The sequence below is a fragment of the Enterococcus columbae DSM 7374 = ATCC 51263 genome (genome assembly GCF_000406925.1).
Taxonomy (GTDB): domain Bacteria; phylum Bacillota; class Bacilli; order Lactobacillales; family Enterococcaceae; genus Enterococcus_E; species Enterococcus_E columbae.
The window spans coordinates 1-12,798 of the sequence record NZ_KE136349.1 but is presented as its reverse complement, the minus strand read 5'-3'; the positions used below and the strand labels follow the sequence as shown (position 1 = coordinate 12,798).

General features: G+C 38.3%; 12 protein-coding genes, 1 rRNA gene and 1 pseudogene. 10 read left to right on the top strand and 4 right to left on the bottom strand.

Features of this window, described 5'->3' with window-relative positions:
• Positions 1-103: 103 nt before the first annotated feature.
• The 3 genes and pseudogenes from RK02_RS07805 to RK02_RS07795 all read right to left on the bottom strand — a co-directional run bounded on the left by RK02_RS07805 (position 104) and on the right by RK02_RS07795 (position 3,265).
• Positions 104-1,240 carry an RNA-guided endonuclease InsQ/TnpB family protein gene (locus RK02_RS07805; protein ID WP_016183690.1) on the bottom strand — a complete coding sequence of 379 codons (1,137 nt, stop codon included), beginning with the start codon at positions 1,238-1,240 and terminating at the stop codon, positions 104-106.
• A pseudogene (locus RK02_RS07800) lies at positions 1,203-1,760 on the bottom strand (IS607 family transposase); the annotation flags it as partial. The pseudogene RK02_RS07800 and the gene RK02_RS07805, both read right to left, overlap by 38 nt.
• Positions 1,761-2,029: 269 nt before the next feature.
• Positions 2,030-3,265: an aminopeptidase gene (locus tag RK02_RS07795; RefSeq protein WP_016183688.1), complete on the bottom strand. Its 1,236-nt coding sequence runs from the start codon at positions 3,263-3,265 to the stop codon at positions 2,030-2,032.
• Between the two features lie 320 nt (positions 3,266-3,585).
• On the opposite strand from RK02_RS07795, the gene RK02_RS07790 reads away from it, so the two are divergent.
• Positions 3,586-4,176 carry a TetR/AcrR family transcriptional regulator gene (locus tag RK02_RS07790; RefSeq protein WP_016183687.1) on the top strand — a complete coding sequence of 197 codons (591 nt, stop codon included), beginning with the start codon at positions 3,586-3,588 and terminating at the stop codon, positions 4,174-4,176.
• 99 nt (positions 4,177-4,275) lie between these two features.
• On the opposite strand, the gene RK02_RS07785 is transcribed toward RK02_RS07790, so the two are convergent.
• Positions 4,276-4,728, bottom strand: coding sequence for a flavodoxin (locus RK02_RS07785; RefSeq protein ID WP_016183686.1), 453 nt, complete (start codon positions 4,726-4,728; stop codon positions 4,276-4,278).
• A 180-nt stretch (positions 4,729-4,908) separates the two neighbouring features.
• On the opposite strand from RK02_RS07785, the gene map reads away from it, so the two are divergent.
• The 9 genes from map to RK02_RS07740 form a co-directional block, all read left to right on the top strand.
• Positions 4,909-5,673: a type I methionyl aminopeptidase gene (map, locus tag RK02_RS07780; RefSeq protein ID WP_016183685.1), complete on the top strand. Its 765-nt coding sequence runs from the start codon at positions 4,909-4,911 to the stop codon at positions 5,671-5,673.
• 52 nt (positions 5,674-5,725) lie between these two features.
• Positions 5,726-6,661, top strand: coding sequence for a YihY/virulence factor BrkB family protein (locus tag RK02_RS07775; protein WP_016183684.1), 936 nt, complete (start codon positions 5,726-5,728; stop codon positions 6,659-6,661).
• 2 nt (positions 6,662-6,663) lie between these two features.
• Complete coding sequence (locus tag RK02_RS07770) at positions 6,664-7,824, top strand: glycosyltransferase family 4 protein (protein ID WP_016183683.1); 1,161 nt, start codon at positions 6,664-6,666, stop codon at positions 7,822-7,824.
• A 263-nt stretch (positions 7,825-8,087) separates the two neighbouring features.
• Positions 8,088-8,537 (top strand): CopY/TcrY family copper transport repressor, encoded by a 450-nt coding sequence (locus RK02_RS07765; RefSeq protein WP_018451798.1) that lies wholly within the window; start codon positions 8,088-8,090, stop codon positions 8,535-8,537.
• Between the two features lie 60 nt (positions 8,538-8,597).
• Positions 8,598-9,137, top strand: coding sequence for a hypothetical protein (locus tag RK02_RS07760; RefSeq protein WP_016183681.1), 540 nt, complete (start codon positions 8,598-8,600; stop codon positions 9,135-9,137).
• 139 nt (positions 9,138-9,276) lie between these two features.
• Entirely contained in the window at positions 9,277-9,864 is a 588-nt protein-coding gene (locus RK02_RS07755) for a peptidylprolyl isomerase (RefSeq protein WP_016183680.1), read from the top strand.
• A 165-nt stretch (positions 9,865-10,029) separates the two neighbouring features.
• Entirely contained in the window at positions 10,030-10,404 is a 375-nt protein-coding gene (locus RK02_RS07750) for a CvfD/Ygs/GSP13 family RNA-binding post-transcriptional regulator (protein ID WP_026231402.1), read from the top strand.
• A 177-nt stretch (positions 10,405-10,581) separates the two neighbouring features.
• The gene (locus RK02_RS07745; RefSeq protein WP_245555697.1) at positions 10,582-10,956 is read left to right on the top strand and encodes a hypothetical protein; all 375 of its coding nucleotides are present in this window, start codon (positions 10,582-10,584) and stop codon (positions 10,954-10,956) included.
• Between the two features lie 304 nt (positions 10,957-11,260).
• A 16S ribosomal RNA gene (locus RK02_RS07740) occupies positions 11,261-12,798 on the top strand; the annotation flags it as partial.

The window sequence follows — 12,798 nt, the reverse complement described above, 5'->3', positions numbered from 1 at the left end:
TGCTCGCTACTCTCGTTTGCTTTAACACTCCGCAGGCGTTAATTCGGATACAACGAATCCTACATATCTACGTTTCTGTTCTGTTTCAGTAGAAGCTCGTAGATTACGCACTATAACTTGCTAAATTCAGACTTGCATTATAATCTCTATCCGCTATATATCCACATTTATCACAATGGTACGTGCGATCTGATAATTTTAAGTCTACTTTTTTATGCCCACATTTATGGCATAACTTAGAACTCGGATAGAATTTATCTGCTTCCACTAATTCAATGCCATAGTCCTCACACTTATATTGAAGTTGGCGTTTGAACTCATAGAATTTTTGTTGTGCAATTGATTTAGCTAAGTGCTTATTTTTCATCATTCCTTTTACATTCAACGTTTCTATAACGATTCTTGATGGTTTGGTTTTCACTATCTCTGTTGTCGTTTGATGTAAATGATTCTGACGAATATTCGTTAGTTTTCGATGGATATGCCGAATTTTCTTTTCTAATTTATAGATGTTACACGTTTTGACAAATCGGTTTCCCTCCTTATTCATATCGTATTTTCGAGAGACTTTACGCTGTAACCTACGTAATCGTTTCTCAAGTTTTTTTACTTTTCCTGTCTTGTTAATATTTTTGTAGACTTTCCCATTAGAAACAATGGCTAAGTCTTTGATTCCAAGGTCAATTCCCAATGTTTCACCTGTTAAGTTCTGCTTTCGTTGTTCTTCCTCAATTCCAACTGAAACATACCAGTACTTTCCATCAAAACTGATTCGTGGATTGGAATACTTCGTATTCATCGGTAGTTGCTCGCTTGTTTTTACCCAACCGATTTTTTCGAGTAACACTGATTTTGACTTCACTTTCAGCTTAATGTTGTCATTATAAAAAGCTGGTTTCGATTTCTTTCTTGACTTGAAACGTGGTTTTTCAGCCTTTAAATGGCTTTTGCCTGTTATACCATCAAACCACTTTTTATAAGCGTCACAAGCATCTTTTACTGCCTGCTTGGCAATATTATTGGAAACATGATTCAACCACACATACTTTGGACGTTTCTTCATTTTTGTAATGTGCTTGCGCAAATCATTATTGCTGATAAATTTTCCACCAAACCGATGGTTCATTTCTTGCATTTTCAATGTCCAGTTAAAAATCCATCGAGCAGTCCCAGCTGATTGCCATAGTTGCTTTTCTTGTTCTTCAGTCGGGCGCAACCTTACTTTTTTTGCTCGTATCATCTTCCATTAACTCCTTAATCATCTTCTTAGCTTTATTCGCTCGTTTTCCTTGTAATTGACAACTAAAAACTGTAACAATCTGGATTAAGTCCTCAACAAGTTCCTGTTCCTCGGTCTTTTCTGTGTGGTCAATGATTTCTATTTCTGTCTCATATTTATTACAAAGATTTTCAATAAGTTCATAACCAAATCGGACTAAACGGTCTTTGTGCAGAATGACTATCTTGTCTATTTCGCCATTAACAATTCTATTCATTAATTGATTTAATCCTTTTTTATTGTAGTTGATTCCACTATCAATATCTTGAATAATGTCAAATTGATACTCTCGTGCAATCATGCAAGACTTAACGTTCTCAATTTGACGTTCTAAATCGTCTTTCTGCTTGTTTGAACTTACTCTACAATAACCGATAGTTATCCGCTTTGGTTTCTTTCTTCCAGCAATTCCTAAGAATTGATTTCGTTGTTCTTCAGAATAATAACGAGTACCACCTTGAGAAACGTGAGCGGGCTTTAATTCGCCTCGACAATTATAATTATGTTTTTATAAATATTTATATATAAGTTAACTGTTGGACCCCTCCTCTTATGTACTCGATTTTATCAAAGAAAGCTTGATTTTACCATGCTAGTGCTAAAAATTTTCTGCGTAAAAAGTGAGGCGAAAAAAGCAAACGTTTTATTAGCTGGTAGGTTATGGAAACAAGCGAGCTATACATGAAAGAAGACGAAAAAATTCAAGTGATTTTGAATTTTTCGTCTTCGGGTTCAATTGATAAACTTGTGCTAAGCCCAATCACCGTTTCTAAAGATTGCTACTTTTGAGCCGTCTTGGCGAATGCCGTCAATGTTCATTTGATCTGAACCAATCATGAAATCAACGTGCGTATGACTACGGTTTAGACCAGCTTTCTTCAATTCTTCGTCACTCATTTCAGTTCCACCTTGGATACTAAAGGCATAAGCTGAACCAAGGGCTAAGTGATTTGAGGCATTTTCGTCAAATAAGGTGTTGAAGAAGGTAATGCCTGATTGTGAGATAGGCGATGGATCTGGTACAAGTGCTACTTCGCCTAAATGTTTGGCGCCTTCGTCGATTGCAAGCAGATTGGCTAAAACATCTTGACCTTTATCAGCTTTAAAATCAACGACTTTACCATCTTTAAAGGTAAAGTGCATCCCTTCAATAATATTACCAGCATAGCTTAATGGTTTCGTTGAAGTAACTGTTCCGTTGACATTATTAGCATCTGGTGCGGTAAAGACTTCTTCTGTTGGCATATTGGCCATAAATAATTCGCCACGAGCATTGACGCTGCTAGGTGCTTCCCAAATATGATTTTTTGGTAGACCAACTACTAAGTCAGTTCCTGGAGCAGTGTAGTGTAAAGCAGTAAATTGTTCGTCATTTAACATTTTGGCTTTTGCTTGTAATTTTTCATCATGTTCCATCCAAGCTTTGGTTGGATCTGGTGCATAAATGCGAGTTGTTTTAAAGATTTGGTCCCATAAAGCATCGATGGCTTCTTCTTTGGATAATTCTGGGAACACTTTTTTAGCCCAGCCTTCGCCAGCTGCTGCCACCACGGTCCAGCTCACTTTATTGGCTTGAACCGCATTACTTAATGTTAGAAAAGCTTTCCCATTGGCCTTGTTAAAGGTAGCTAAGCGATCACTATCTACACCAGCTAGTGCAGCGGGATCAGAGGAGACTACGCTAATACGACTAGCACCTTTTTCTAACCAATAGTCCGCTTCTTTTAATTTATAATCCGCAACTTCTGATAAGCGTGTTTCATCAGCATGTAGCAAATATTCTTTTTGAATCGTTTCGTCAGCCCATTGTAATAAGACCTCGCTAGCCCCAGCTTCATAAGCTTTTTTCGTGATTAAACGGGCAAGAGGGGCTTGATCAACTGCGATACGCAAGACAACGGTGTGGCCCTTTTGGACGTTTACCCCAACCTTGACAATTAATTCCGCATATTTTTCTAATAATTCATTAAAATTTGCTAAGGTCATTTCCTTCACCTCGTAATCTTTTTCGTGTCAATAATCATAACATACTATAGATGAAAAATATAGTTGTCTGCTTGAGCGTGAGAATAGAAGGTTAATCTTAGTAGATAGTTTTTGAGAAAATCTCTCATCATCTTCGTTTTTTTGTAAAAAGCAATTATTTTCTTAACTAACTATTTTTTTCTAGTGTAATATAATGAATTTTATATAAATTAAAGAAATTTTATAATCAATAGTCATAAAAGTGTTTTGCAATAGTAAAAAAACGTGGTAAAATATTTGTAGGGTGTTTTGAAAGCGATTTATGAAATGGAGGGATTTACATGGCTCGAAAGAAGACGATTACCAAGGATCAAATACTAAAAGCCACCTATGAATTGGTAGAAAAAGAAGGATTAGGCAAGTTTACGGCGAGAAATATCGCTGCGAAGATGAAATGCTCAACGCAACCAATTTATTTAGAGTTTAAAAATATGGATGACTTACGTTCAGCGTTAATTGGCAAGATTTTTGAACACTTAGAAGAAGATGTTTTTCCACGTGAACATACCAATGATCGGTTAGTGGATTTTTGTTTAAATTATATTGATTTTGCAACCAAAGAAAACCATTTATACCGTGCTTTATTTATTGTTGGTCATGGTGGTGAGCCTGTGTTACAAGGTTTTTCATTTGAGTATTTCAAAAAATTGGTCATTGCGGATGAGGAATATGCTAAGCTACCAGAAGCTGAGGTAGAGAAATTATTTGTTAGCTTATTAGTGGTTGCTAGTGGTATTTCTTCAATGATTTATTCAGGGGTGATTGCACCAAGTCAAGAGCAAACGGTTCGTGTATTAAAAGAAGTATTGGCTACGGTGCAACAAAAACAATCAGCCTTTGATTTAAATTATATTGCTGCAGCATTTAAATAAAATAGTGGGGAACTTTTAATTGCTTTTCAAGACAAATCCTAAGTGGTGAAATGAAATAAAAATAAAAAATAGTGGGCCGTTTTTGGCACCACTATTTTTTTAAGCATTTTCTTCAACAGCATTAGCTAATGCTTTAGCGAAGGCTTCTAGGTTTTCAATGTCTTCGTCTTCAGCATTTAATTCGACCTTGACACTATCGGCACCTTTTGTAGCCCCAGTGCTTAAGAAGGCTTGTTCGAAATCATCGACTGATTTACAGAAATAATCATAGAAGGTATCTCCTGAGCCACAAACCCCAAAGATTTTACCACTTAAATCTAATTCAGGTAAGCTATCATATAGGTCGACAATTTCATCAGGTAAGTCACCGTCGCCATAAGTATAGGTTGCGACAATGCACAAATCAGCATCTAAAAAATCTTGAGCATCAACATTTGAGCATTCATCGATTTCAACGTCAAAATCTAAATCTTCTAATGTTTCAGCGACAATATCGGCAATCTCTTCTGTATTACCCGTTAAACTTGCGTATACAATTTTTGCTAAAGGCATAAATATTCTCTCCTCATCATCTAATCGTTAACTTGAGCGTATAACAAAGCACTTAAAAAGTCAATGATTGAGGTTCATCAAGGATTTTGCTGCTTGTTTTCGTGAATATTGAAAGTATTTTGGAAAATGTGAAAACTTGTGTTAAAATGAACTGAATGAAGTTTTGAAAGGAAATGAAACATGATAACTTTAAAATCTGAACGTGAAATAGAAATGATGGCACAATCTGGTGCATTACTAGCTGATGTGCATAAACATTTACGTGATTTTATCAAACCTGGGATTACTAGCTGGGATATTGAGGTATTTGTTCGCGATTATATTGAATCGCATGGAGGAGTTGCTGCGCAGATTGGCTTTGAAGGTTATAAATATGCGACCTGCTGCAGTATTAATGATGAAATCTGCCATGGCTTTCCACGTAAGAAAGTGTTAAAAAATGGTGATTTAATTAAGGTAGATATGTGTGTTGATTTAAAGGGCGCTATTTCAGATTCATGCTGGAGCTATGCTGTTGGCGAGGTCTCTCCAGAAGTGCAACGCTTGATGGAAGTAACGAAAAAAGCGATGTACTTAGGTATTGAGCAAGCTCAAGTGGGTAATCGAATCGGGGATATCGGTCATGCGATTCAAACTTATGTTGAAGGAGAAGGGTTTGGTGTGGTTCGTGACTTTATTGGTCATGGCATTGGACCTACCATTCATGAAGCACCATCTGTTCCGCACTATGGTGAAGCGGGTAAAGGCTTACGCTTAAAAGAAGGTATGGTTATTACGATTGAACCAATGGTAAATACTGGAACTTGGAAGATGAAGATGGATCCAAATGGTTGGACAGCTCGTACGCTAGATGGTGGATTAAGCTGTCAATATGAACACAGTTTAGCCATCACTAAAGATGGTCCTAAAATTCTCACTTCTCAAGGAATTGAAGGAACCTACTAGAAAAAGAGATGAAGAAAGATAAGTTAAAAACAGAAAGGTCGAATACATTGTGATGGGCTTTGGACAGAAAAAGCATCGTCAGGAAATCAAGAAGTTTATTGAGTTAATGCAAAGTCGGATCCAACAGTCTGAAATGGGTGTGACTTCTTCAGTTGTAGCTTATTATTTGTTGCTTTCCTTTTTTCCGTTATTGATTGCGATTGGTAATATTTTGCCGTTATTACACATTGATCAAACACAAGTGTTGAGTATGATTAAGACGATGATTCCGAATCAAATCTATGTTTTATTTGTTCCAGCAATTAAGGCCTTACTGACCAATGGTTCAAAAGAATTGCTCTCGATTTCAGCGGTGGCAACGTTATGGTCAGCGAGTAAAAGTATTAATGCTTTACAAATTGCGATGAATAAAGCCTATGGAGTGACTAGACCGACGAATTATTTTGTGATGCGATTCATCTCTATGCTTATGCTTGTTCTATTCTTTTGTGCCATTATTGGCGTTATGGTAGTCATTGGGTTTGGTAAGGTGGTATTAGATGGAATCCAACCATTTTTGGAGATTCCTGATTCAATTATCAATACTTTCCAGACAGTAAAATGGCCATTAACCGCAATTATTTTGCTAACCATCTTGACGTTGATTTACTGGATGGTGCCGAATGCAAAAATAGGGATTCGTTCGGCTTTTCCAGGGGCAGTGTTGGCAACGATAGGTTGGTTAGCCCTGACCCAAATTTTTGGGATTTATATGAAGTACTTTGCCACGAGCTTTAACGGTTATAAAATTATCGGAACATTTATGATTCTGATGATGTGGCTAAAATTTGCTGCGATGGTAATTGTATTTTGTGGAGTAGTGAACACCGTCATTGCTGAATATCGCAGTGGTGGAGATTTGAGGCAACGGCGCGATCCGATTGAAATGCTCACCCAACGGATTAAGGCCCGTCTTTTACATTCAAATGATGAAGAAAGCGAGTCGTAGGAATGGATTTTACTTTTAAATTTATTTTACATTTTCTAGCTACTATGATGCTTTCGGTTGTATTGACGCCTTTAGTGAAGTTACTCGCTTTTCAAATAGGTGCAGTTGATCAGCCGGGAGCTAGGCGAATTAACAAAAAAGTGATGCCGACAATTGGTGGTTTAGCCATATTTATTGCATTTACTTTTGGTTGCTTTTTGCAATTTCATAATTATGCGTTTATGCATCGTGTCTGGGGAATTTTATTTGGGGCAGTCATCGTGGTCGTTACTGGTTTAATTGATGATGTCAAGGAGCTTTCGCCCGGACAAAAATCAATTGGCTTGTTATTAGCAGCCTTGGAAATCTATTTTATTGCTGGGTTACGTATGGACACTATCAGCATTCCGTTTATAGGTATGTTCCATTTAGGCTGGTTTAGTTTGCCAATGACGGTGATTTGGATATTTGCGATTACCAACGCGGTCAATTTAATCGATGGGCTAGACGGTTTAGCTGCCGGGGTATCTATGATTGCTTTATCAACGATCGGTATTGTTAGCTTTTTCTTTTTACCAGATGCAATTGGTCCGTTTATGGCGATGTTTATTTTTCTATTAGTTGCGGCTATCTTGGGCTTTTTCCCCTATAATTTTCATCCAGCAACTATTTTCCTTGGGGATACTGGTGCGCTGTTTCTCGGTTTTATGATTTCGGTTGTTTCTTTACAAGGCTTGAAGAATGTGACCTTTATCTCAGTATTAACGCCGATGTTTATTTTAGGGGTGCCGATTACGGATACCGTGTTTGCAATTATTCGGCGTAAGTTTAATAAACAGCCGATTTCTTCAGCGGATAAAATGCATTTGCATCATCGCTTACTATCACTAGGCTTTAGTCATCGTGGGGCGGTTCTAACCATTTATGGATTAGCCTTAACCTTTGCTTTTATTGCCTTATTGATGAATTATGCAAGCAAACCGGCAATTGTTTTAATGGTTGTTTTTACCACTATCGGTTTAGAGTTATTTATTGAATTAATCGGTCTGGTTGGAGAAAATCGTCAGCCTTTATTAAAGACCTTGAAATTTTTTGGAAACAGTGAATATCGTCACGAATATCTTTTAAGACGCTATGAAAAGAAAAAAGCTGAAAAAGAGCAAGAAAAACAAGACAAAAATTAGGCATTCAGTTAGAGGGTAAAGAGAGAAGTGGATACTTCTGCTCTTTATCCTTTTGTTTTGCTTGTAAGTATAAAATAATATTTTTTTCATGGTATAATAAGTGTTAGAATTTGTGTTGTATAAACGGCATCAATCGAGCCGCTATTCGGTAAATAAGCCAAGTTGCTGAAAAAATCTTAAAATATGGAGGATTTTTCCATCCACTTGGAACTTATTTACTCATAGCAAACCGCTCGCTTGATAGCCTCTGGATTGGGGGAGTGATGGTGGAAGCGAGACATTTAAAAATTAGCGATTCTGAATGGGAGGTTTTGCGAGTGTTATGGGCGAATCCTCAGAGTGATTCTAAGACGGTTTGTGAGATTTTAGGTGAATCTAAGGAATGGCAAAATTCGACAATTAAAACTTTACTTGGTCGTTTGGTAAAAAAAGAAGCGTTGGCGACGACCAAAAAAGGCAATAAGTTTTACTATTCTCCGCTTGTTTCTGAAGATGAGGTAATTGTTAGTGCGACAGAGACTTTGTTTTCACATATTTGTGCGAAAAAAATTGGTCAAACCTTAGCCGAGATGATTGAGCAAGCTCCCTTGACTGCGGATGATTATCAATTAATTCAAGAAGTTTTGTCAAAAAAAGAAACGGTCTCAACAATAAAATGTAATTGTATTCCTGGTCAGTGTAACTGTAAGGAACATCAAAATAAAACGATTTAGAATATAGAACATTTACTTTGCGTATCGTGTTCGCATGATTACTAAGAAAGGATGAAAAAAATGGAATTGAAGAAATTAGAGGTGCCTACTTCATCAATTACTGAAGTGAAAAAATCGCCAATGGATGTTTTCCAACAGGCAAGAGATAGTGGAACGGGTGTCTATATTTTTAACCGTGAAAAAATTGCCGGAGTGATGTTAACCCAGCAGCAATATGAAGATTTGTTAAATGAATTAGCTGCCCTAAGAGAACAACTAAAGGTGGAAGATGAGCCTTTAGTCATTTCGCCAGCTTTAGAAGGCCTAGAACAATTTGCTGAAACCATTCGTCAATCTTTAGTTACTGGTGCGAGTATTTCAGCTAAAAATCTCGATGAGCGCATGGTTGCATTTGGCTTTATTACCAAAAAAACTGGTTTTGGTGGCGTGGTTGAAATGCTGAATGAATTAAAAGAAACTGGTAAGCTGATTTATCATCTACGCAAAAAAGCAAATGATAAAAGTATTATTGCTGAAGTCATCGGTGAGCCGGATAATCAAACCCAGCTGTTTGATAAAATTATTGTCCGTAAAATTTATCTAGACAGTAAAGAGCGTTAAGTAAAGTGTAGTTTGGTTAGTGATTACTTTGGTTGGCTCATCCAGCAGCTGAAAGTTGACTTTTTTGGCCGACATGCATACAATCAAAGAAGAATTACGTTGTTATTGAACGTATCATTTTAGATTTAGGAGAGAAAATATGACACAATACCCACAGCTAGATTTAGCAAATCAAAAAGGCCCTAAAGCCTTAGTTAAAACAAATCGCGGAGACATTGAAATTCAATTATTTCCTGAAATTGCTCCCAAAACAGTAAAAAATTTCGTTGAATTATCTAAAAAAGGCTATTATGATGGAGTGATTTTCCATCGAGTGATTCCTGATTTTATGATTCAAGGAGGCGATCCAACCGGTACAGGTATGGGTGGTGAAAGTATTTACGGTGAAAAATTTGAAGATGAATTTAGTCCTTTAGCCTTCAATATTCGTGGAGCTTTATCAATGGCAAATGCAGGCCCAAATACTAATGGTAGTCAATTCTTTATCGTTAACAATGCCAATGTACCAGCTCAAATGATTGAGCAAATGAAGGCAGCCAACTATCCTGCAGAAATTATTGAAGCCTACCAAAAAGGCGGGACACCATGGTTAGATTTCCGTCATACAGTTTTTGGTCAAGTATTATCAGGAATGGATGTTGTCGATGAGATTGCCAATGTTCAAAGAGGACCACAAGATCGTCCAGTTTATGATGTAGTGATTGAAACAATCGCTATTAGTGAATAATTCTAGATAAGACATAGTTTAGCCAACTTACAAGCTAATATCTACTATCCTTACTTCTTAGCTTTTTAGCTTAGGTCTGTGGTAGTGGGTATTAGCTTTTTGTGATATAATGATTCAGCTACAATTGTTAAAATGAACAAATTTAATTAAAAGGATGTGTGGATGTTGGAATATAAGATTGGTCAAATTCTAGAAGGGACAATTACTGGGATTCAGCCATATGGCGCCTTTGCTTCACTTGATGAGCAAACCCAAGGACTGATTCATGTATCAGAAATTCAATCAGGATTTACTAAGAATATTCATGATGTATTGAAAATTGGGGATAAAGTTCAAGTACAAATTATTGATATTGATGAATATACGAAAAAAATCAGCTTATCAAGACGAACCTTAGAAAAGCAATTTGTGCATCATCATTATCGTAAAAAACGCTATTTTACCAATAAAAACAAAAAAATTGGCTTTAAAAAAATCGATCAAGAACTACCAAAATGGATTGAAGAAGCCTTAAATCAGCTGACTAACGAAGAAAAATGAAGCTAGTCGGTTAGCTGCTTCGATCAATTTTCATCGAAATTCAAAAATAAAATGTAAATTTTCTGAAATGTGTGATAGAATAGTAGCGTTAGTTGCCAACTGTACTAGAGTAATGAACTAATGCTTTTTGCCCAAAGCTATATGGGTAAGTCACTTATTTTTTGAATTTCAATCGAGGTGTCTATTTTGGAAAATAAACAAATCGCAGCTACGGTCATTTTAAACAAAGCGGATGGGAGCAAACGTTTCTTAATGCATCAAACTTCTGAACAAAGCACATTAATTGTTGCCAACGTTGATGAAGAAAAGACAGGATTGGCCAATGTTTTACAAGTGCTAAAGGAAAAGGTTGCAATTGATGTCTATCAATTACAGCTTGTGGAACTAACGAATGGAATTATTAAAGATAAACGTATGCCTATTTTTGTTTTTGAAATGAATGAAAACCAAGAAATGAATGTAGCGTTACCAACAGGCTTTACATGGCAAGATCCTCAATACTTTATGGATCGTATTGCTAAATTTGAAGTCAAAGGGATGCCACTTTTTTAAAAAAGTTTCAAAAAAGGCATTGACAGTTGGATATACACTTGCTATTATATAAAAGTCGCTGTGAGCGATACAAATACAAACAACAACTAAAAAATATTTTGAAAAAAGTTCTTGACTTTTATAAATTCAGGAAGTAAAATATAAGAGTTGTTGAAACAAAACAAAGTAGACCTTTGAAAACTGAACAAAAAAGCAAACCAATATGTGTAAGGCGCTTCTATTATATAGAAGCAAAAACAACATGCAAGCAATAGCTAGCAAATCAATTTTTTGAGCTTAACAATCATCATGATTGTATCAACTTTTTTATGAGAGTTTGATCCTGGCTCAGGACGAACGCTGGCGGCGTGCCTAATACATGCAAGTCGAACGCACTTTCTTTCACCGTAGCTTGCTACACCGAAAGAAAGTGAGTGGCGAACGGGTGAGTAACACGTGGGTAACCTGCCCATCAGCGGGGGATAACACTTGGAAACAGGTGCTAATACCGCATAACATTACTTTTCGCATGAGAAGTGATTGAAAGGCGCAACTGCGTCACTGATGGATGGACCCGCGGTGCATTAGCTAGTTGGTGAGGTAACGGCTCACCAAGGCAACGATGCATAGCCGACCTGAGAGGGTGATCGGCCACACTGGGACTGAGACACGGCCCAGACTCCTACGGGAGGCAGCAGTAGGGAATCTTCGGCAATGGACGCAAGTCTGACCGAGCAACGCCGCGTGAGTGAAGAAGGTTTTCGGATCGTAAAACTCTGTTGTTAGAGAAGAACAGGGATGAGAGTGGAAAGTTCATCCTATGACGGTATCTAACCAGAAAGCCACGGCTAACTACGTGCCAGCAGCCGCGGTAATACGTAGGTGGCAAGCGTTGTCCGGATTTATTGGGCGTAAAGCGAGCGCAGGCGGTCTTTTAAGTCTGATGTGAAAGCCCACGGCTTAACCGTGGAGGGTCATTGGAAACTGGGAGACTTGAGTGCAGAAGAGGAAAGCGGAATTCCATGTGTAGCGGTGAAATGCGTAGATATATGGAGGAACACCAGTGGCGAAGGCGGCTTTCTGGTCTGTAACTGACGCTGAGGCTCGAAAGCGTGGGGAGCAAACAGGATTAGATACCCTGGTAGTCCACGCCGTAAACGATGAGTGCTAAGTGTTGGAGGGTTTCCGCCCTTCAGTGCTGCAGCAAACGCATTAAGCACTCCGCCTGGGGAGTACGACCGCAAGGTTGAAACTCAAAGGAATTGACGGGGACCCGCACAAGCGGTGGAGCATGTGGTTTAATTCGAAGCAACGCGAAGAACCTTACCAGGTCTTGACATCCTTTGACCATCCTAGAGATAGGACTTTCCCTTCGGGGACAAAGTGACAGGTGGTGCATGGTTGTCGTCAGCTCGTGTCGTGAGATGTTGGGTTAAGTCCCGCAACGAGCGCAACCCTTATTGTTAGTTGCCATCATTCAGTTGGGCACTCTAGCGAGACTGCCGCAGACAATGCGGAGGAAGGTGGGGATGACGTCAAATCATCATGCCCCTTATGACCTGGGCTACACACGTGCTACAATGGAGAGTACAACGAGTTGCGAAGTCGTGAGGCTAAGCTAATCTCTTAAAGCTCTTCTCAGTTCGGATTGTAGGCTGCAACTCGCCTACATGAAGCCGGAATCGCTAGTAATCGCGGATCAGCACGCCGCGGTGAATACGTTCCCGGGTCTTGTACACACCGCCCGTCACACCACGAGAGTTTGTAACACCCGAAGCCGGTGGGGTAACCGCAAGGAGCCAGCCGTCTAAGGTGGGATAGATGATTGGGGTGAAGTCGTAACAAGGTAGCCGTATCGGAAGG

What these genes read in the sequence shown, in the direction of transcription:
- RK02_RS07805 (WP_016183690.1), bottom strand. Translation starts at nt 1,240, where the DNA reads ATGATACGAGCAAAAAAAGTAAGGTTGCGCCCGACTGAAGAACAAGAA.
- RK02_RS07795 (WP_016183688.1), bottom strand. Translation starts at nt 3,265, where the DNA reads ATGACCTTAGCAAATTTTAATGAATTATTAGAAAAATATGCGGAATTA.
- RK02_RS07790 (WP_016183687.1), top strand. Translation starts at nt 3,586, where the DNA reads ATGGCTCGAAAGAAGACGATTACCAAGGATCAAATACTAAAAGCCACC.
- RK02_RS07785 (WP_016183686.1), bottom strand. Translation starts at nt 4,728, where the DNA reads ATGCCTTTAGCAAAAATTGTATACGCAAGTTTAACGGGTAATACAGAA.
- map (WP_016183685.1), top strand. Translation starts at nt 4,909, where the DNA reads ATGATAACTTTAAAATCTGAACGTGAAATAGAAATGATGGCACAATCT.
- RK02_RS07775 (WP_016183684.1), top strand. Translation starts at nt 5,726, where the DNA reads ATGGGCTTTGGACAGAAAAAGCATCGTCAGGAAATCAAGAAGTTTATT.
- RK02_RS07770 (WP_016183683.1), top strand. Translation starts at nt 6,664, where the DNA reads ATGGATTTTACTTTTAAATTTATTTTACATTTTCTAGCTACTATGATG.
- RK02_RS07765 (WP_018451798.1), top strand. Translation starts at nt 8,088, where the DNA reads ATGGTGGAAGCGAGACATTTAAAAATTAGCGATTCTGAATGGGAGGTT.
- RK02_RS07760 (WP_016183681.1), top strand. Translation starts at nt 8,598, where the DNA reads ATGGAATTGAAGAAATTAGAGGTGCCTACTTCATCAATTACTGAAGTG.
- RK02_RS07755 (WP_016183680.1), top strand. Translation starts at nt 9,277, where the DNA reads ATGACACAATACCCACAGCTAGATTTAGCAAATCAAAAAGGCCCTAAA.